At 67.6% G+C, this 386-nt stretch carries 1 protein-coding gene; it reads right to left on the reverse strand.

What is annotated here, in order from left to right; all coding sequences use genetic code 11:
• Positions 1-94: 94 nt before the first annotated feature.
• Positions 95-386, reverse strand: a 292-nt coding sequence (locus EN850_RS34050; protein ID WP_136092972.1) for a TonB-dependent receptor, incomplete at its 5' end; no start/stop codon positions are given.

Below are 386 nucleotides of genomic sequence, written 5' to 3' on the forward strand. Positions count from 1 at the left end.
CTGGCCACTGGCCAGATCGATCACCGTGCCGGGCAGTGGCTGCGCGCGCACCAGTGCGGCAAGCGCGAGCAGGCACAGCGGCGGCCAGCGGCGGCTAGAACGCCACGTTGAGGCCCATCGAGACGGTGCGGCCGCGACCGTTGCCGCGGTCCAGGATCGGGCTGAAGATGCTGTCGATGGAGGCGTTGTTGTCATAGGACTTGTTCTGCAGGTTTTCGATGTTCAGCCACAGCGTGGCGTTGGGCTGGGGCTTGAAGCTGGCGTAGAAGTCGAGCAGCACGCCGGTGCCGCCGGTCTTGCGGGTCTGGAAGAAGTCATGGCCTTCCTCGGTGGGCCCGGAGTATTCGGCGCGCAGGCCGGCCTGCACGCGCTGCTGCCACCAGCGG

Source organism: Mesorhizobium sp. M8A.F.Ca.ET.207.01.1.1, assembly GCF_004794715.1.
Classification (GTDB): domain Bacteria; phylum Pseudomonadota; class Alphaproteobacteria; order Rhizobiales; family Rhizobiaceae; genus Mesorhizobium.